Genomic DNA, 3,427 nt, shown 5'->3' with positions numbered 1-3,427 from the left:
CAAATTAATGTTCAACATGACTTTATTGATGTGATATTTCTGACTGTGAGTGCAGTCCTTTCTGGAGCAGAGGGTTGGAGCGATATAGAAGTGTTTGGTCGAGATAAACTTGATTGGTTGCGCCAATACCGTCCCTTTGAAAACGGCATTCCTGTTGACGATACCATTGCCCGAATTGTTCGAGTAATATGCCCTGAACAATTAAATAAAGCCTTTATGAATTGGGTGAATGAAGTGCGTGTTGAAACGGGTAAGCCTCAAATTGCCATCGACGGTAAGACACTTCGTCATTCCTACGATGGCGATAAGCAAACGGCATTACATAGCATTACCGCCTGGAGCAAAGATGCAGGTTTAGTGCTTGCGCAACTGAAGTCATCGGGCAAGAAAAATGAGAATGCTTCGGTATTGGACCTACTCGACACGCTTAATATTAAAGGCGCTCTTATCAGTGCAGATGCCATGAACTCTCAGAAAAAGATAGTCGAGAAAATCAGCTCGGAGAACGCAGATTATGTGCTCTGCATCAAAAACAACCACAAACAACTACGCGATGAAATTGCCGCCTATTTCCATAAGGTAGAGAGGGATAATCCCGCTTGGATTGCCTGTAATGAACAGACTGATTCTGGCCATGGACGAATTGAAGTACGCCGGTGCCAGCAACTAAGAGTCAGTGAGTGGATAAGTGAAGCACAGCACTGGAAAGGTATACGCAGTGTTATCAAAATAGAGCGAGAGCGCCACCTTAAAGACAAAGAGGTGAGCACTGAAACGCAATATTACATCAGTTCACTGGATATTGACCCCGTTGCGGTCAACCAGGCTATCCGAGCACACTGGGAAGTCGAAAATAAAGTCCACTGGGTGTTAGACGTGACGTTCAAAGAAGATGATAGCCGAATACGCAAAGAGGACGGAGCGGAAAATGTCGGAGTGATTAGGCGGTTTTGTTTGAATATGGCTCGTTTACACCCCAAGAAAGCCAGCATGAGAAGCAAACTCAAAATGGCTGGCTGGGCCGATGAATTCAGAGCAGAGCTTATTTTTGGGTAAAAGTATGCGGTTGCCCTGAATCCTGATACAGGTTCGCTACCGTAAATTGACCGTCTTACAATATCAATGATAATCAACAGACCCAATGCCATCTGAAAAAAGCCGCTAATTCTAGCCGCATTCGCTTTGTGCAATAGCGATTTACCAATAGCATAAAGGGCAACACCATAGACAACTGCGTCGGCGAGCATATCAAGTGAATCGGCTATTAATGCGGTTGAATCAGCAAGCAACCCGATCCCCATTTCTATAACAAACATTGTCGCGTTTATTCCCAAAAGCCAATACAAAACCTGTCGTTGAGACTGGTCTTTTATTTCAACTTCGCACCCACATCCGCTCATTGGAAACACACTCTTTACTGATGAATAAAATGAGTATAAAGTCTATACTTGGTATAGAGTCAACGGTTAGGAGAAAAAAATGAAAATTGGTGATGTCGCAAAGACGACAGGTTGTAGTATTCAGACCATTCGTTTTTATGAAAAGAAGGGGCTCTTGCCTGAGCTTAAGCGCTCAAGTGGAAATTATCGTGTCTACGACAAGGGGACTATTGAACAACTCCTGTTTATCAAACAGTGTCGTTCATTAGATATGTCTATCATGGAAGTAAAAACGCTAATGGACAGTCGTTCGAGGCCAGATCAGAGCTGTTCAAATATCAATACGTTAATAGCTAAGCATTTATCAGACGTCATTATTCGCATTGAAGAGCTAAACGCATTAAAGTCATCACTCGAAAATATGGCGTCAAAGTGTGATCAAAACAAAACCATTAGGGACTGTGGCATTTTAAATTATTTACACACTTAAAAGTGTAAGAAGCACACAGTTTCACTGTGCGCACTCGCCTTAACGTGTATCTATCGGCTAACATTCTTCATGCGTATAGATTTGTGAAGCAAAAAACACTAGCCTGAACTTTTGATTCTGAGGCAGCTATGCATATTCATTTGTGGCCCTACAAAGCGATTACATCGGAGTCAGTCCTGACAATAATGTTCATGCACATCATGCTGTCCAAATTTGCATTAGTTTAGACAAAGACATCTCGGTTCAAGATTACAGAGCACAAAGTATTCACACCGGACAATGTATTGTGATTTTCGAAGATGTCCCTCACAAGGTTTTGGCACAGGATCATCAAATTGTAGTCATCTATTTAGAGCCTGAAGATAGACAAAACCAACAATTTCTCACTGCCTTACGTCAAGCCAGGAGTGATGGAATTAATACTCTGCCGCTTACTGGCAAAGAATTGGGATCCATTTCTCAGCATCTATTTACTGACGTCGATATCGACAAAGTATGGAAAACAGTAAATAAAGCGGTAGGGCTAGTCTACAGTCCTGCGCTTTCATCGCGCCCTGAGGATAAACGGGTACGAGCGGTCATCGACATTATTGCTTCGCAGCGAGGTTGTGCAATCGATATGGCGTTTTTATCATCGAAGGTTTTCTTGTCCCCAAGTCGTCTCACACATCTTTTTAAGCAAGAAGTGGGTATACCTTGCATATTCCGGCTTATCCGGACACCAGCACCGGTTTAATCCGGACGCCTGTTTTCCTCGCTTTTCTCTAATCCTATTTTTATCCTATCTGTCCGGATTGTGCCAGCTTTCTCATTGATTCTCCTCCCAACTCAATCCGATGGCTGTTGTGGATCAGCCTGTCCAGCAGAGCATCTGCCACCGTTGCATTGCCTATCATGTTGTACCATTCTTTAACCGGGAGCTGGCTTACCATGATTGTACTGGCTGTTTGATAACGATCCTCCAGTAACTCCAGTAGATGACCGGCTTGCTCCTGGTTCATCTTTTCCATTCCCCAGTCATCGATTACCAGCAGCTGTTTCTTTGATAAGGCGAGTAGCTGTTTTTGATAACTGCCATCCAGCCGCCCTGAACTCAGATCATCCAGTAAACGGCTAAGACGATAGTAACGAACGCTGTACGTCTGCTCACAGGCCTGGGTTGCCAAGGCGCAGGCTACGTAAGTTTTTCCGGCACCTGTTGGTCCGGTGAGTAGGATATTCTGGTGCTTTAGCAGGTAGCTCCCGGTTAATAGTTCACTTATCTGGATACGTTTTAATCCCCGATCCTCTTTGTAGATAAGCTGATTGGGTGAGGCATCAATACGTAACTTAGCTTGTCGTTTCAGGCGTTCGATCCTGGCCTGGCTTCGCCCCAGTACCTCGCACTCAAGAAGCAGGCTAAGCCGCTCCTCGAACGTCAACTCAGCATAGGTGGAGAGTTGCTCTCGCTGTTGCTCAAGACCCTTGGCGGCATGGCCAAGACGCAGGGTTCTTAGTTGCTCATTAAGCTGATTCATGTCGTTCTCCTAGTGGTAACTATTTGGGCCACGCACATTGC

The 3,427-nt window shown here is 44.5% G+C and carries 4 protein-coding genes and 1 pseudogene; 3 read left to right on the top strand and 2 right to left on the bottom strand.

Going from position 1 to position 3,427, the window contains the following annotated elements; all coding sequences use genetic code 11:
* Window positions 1–3: 3 nt before the first annotated feature.
* Window positions 4–1,056 carry an ISAs1 family transposase gene (locus D9T21_RS08775; RefSeq protein WP_105933364.1) on the top strand — a complete coding sequence of 351 codons (1,053 nt, stop codon included), beginning with the start codon at window positions 4–6 and terminating at the stop codon, window positions 1,054–1,056.
* Window positions 1,057–1,076: 20 nt separating this feature from the next.
* Here D9T21_RS08775 and D9T21_RS22950 read toward each other — a convergent pair.
* Window positions 1,077–1,400, bottom strand: a pseudogene (locus tag D9T21_RS22950) (cation transporter); the annotation flags it as partial.
* 79 nt (window positions 1,401–1,479) lie between these two features.
* Here D9T21_RS22950 and cadR point away from each other — a divergent pair.
* Window positions 1,480–1,869 (top strand): Cd(II)/Pb(II)-responsive transcriptional regulator, encoded by a 390-nt coding sequence (cadR, locus tag D9T21_RS08765; RefSeq protein WP_105937005.1) that lies wholly within the window; start codon window positions 1,480–1,482, stop codon window positions 1,867–1,869.
* A 286-nt stretch (window positions 1,870–2,155) separates the two neighbouring features.
* Entirely contained in the window at window positions 2,156–2,605 is a 450-nt protein-coding gene (locus D9T21_RS08760; protein WP_206427250.1) for a hypothetical protein, read from the top strand.
* 40 nt (window positions 2,606–2,645) lie between these two features.
* Here D9T21_RS08760 and istB read toward each other — a convergent pair whose 3' ends face one another.
* Window positions 2,646–3,386 (bottom strand): IS21-like element helper ATPase IstB, encoded by a 741-nt coding sequence (gene istB, locus D9T21_RS08755; protein WP_123324632.1) that lies wholly within the window; start codon window positions 3,384–3,386, stop codon window positions 2,646–2,648.
* Window positions 3,387–3,427 lie beyond the last annotated feature (41 nt).

The sequence above is a fragment of the Marisediminitalea oceani genome (genome assembly GCF_003731635.1).
Classification (GTDB): Bacteria; Pseudomonadota; Gammaproteobacteria; order Enterobacterales; family Alteromonadaceae; genus Alteromonas; species Alteromonas oceani.
This window is presented reverse-complemented; position numbering and strand designations above follow the sequence as displayed.